Here is a 990-nt window from a genome sequence, read left to right as displayed (position 1 = left end):
CGACTGGTCGCTCTCCGCATCGGTTGCAGGGTTCTTAGCGGTTCTTATTTCTTATGCGGGGCCTTTAATTATTTTTTTTCAGGCCGCACAAGCCGCACAAGTTTCAGATGCCATGATGGCGTCTTGGATTTGGGGTATCTCCATCGGTGCTGCCATTCCTGGTATATATTTATCCATTAAATATAAAACACCGGTTATTACAGCATGGTCCGCCCCTGGTACCGCTTTACTGGTTACCCTATTTCCACAGATGAGTATTAATGAAGCTGTTGCCGGTTATATCATCTCAGCGATTGTCATATTTATCGTGGGGGCAACAGGTTACTTCGACAAAATATTAAAATGGATTCCTAACGGTATCGCCGCTGGCATGATGGCAGGGATTCTATTTCAATTCGGCTTAGAATTATTTAAAGCCACTGATAGCATGCCATTTATCGTCTTTAGCATGCTCGGTTGCTATTTATTAGCCAAACGCTTTTCGCCGCGCTATACGATGATTTGGGTACTACTGTGCGGTGTTATCTTAAGCGTCTTACTTGGCAAAATGAACCCTGTCCATTTCGATTTAGCCATCACTATACCTACTTTTATTGCCCCTGAATGGTCGTGGAACTCAACGTTTAACCTCGCTATACCACTCATCCTTGTGAGCTTAACTGGCCAGTTTTTACCCGGTATGGCTATTTTAAATCTTAGCGGTTACGACACGCCAGCCAAGCCTATTGTGAGTGTTACAAGCCTCGCCTCGTTAGCAGTTGCATGTGTTGGTGGTATCACTATCGTACTTGCCGCTATCACAGCCGCGCTTTGTACTGGCAAAGATGCGCATGAACTTAAGGAAAAGCGCTATATCGCAGGTGTCGCTAATGGCATCTTCTATTTATTTGGCGGTTTATTTGCTGGCAGTATCGTGATGGTATTTAGCTTGCTTCCAAAAGAGCTTGTCGCGGCACTGGCCGGCCTTGCATTAATCGGTGCCATTTCTGC

1 protein-coding gene is annotated in these 990 nt (G+C 45.4%); it reads left to right on the top strand.

All coding sequences use genetic code 11. The features are described from left to right. Positions 1-990, top strand: a 990-nt coding sequence (benE, locus tag ACS8FD_RS17150) for a benzoate/H(+) symporter BenE (protein ID WP_439276734.1), incomplete at both ends; no start/stop codon positions are given.

The organism is Psychrobacter sp. 1U2, from assembly GCF_051847575.1.
The sequence above is the reverse complement of the archived record's forward strand: the minus strand, read 5'-3'. Positions and strand labels throughout refer to the sequence as shown.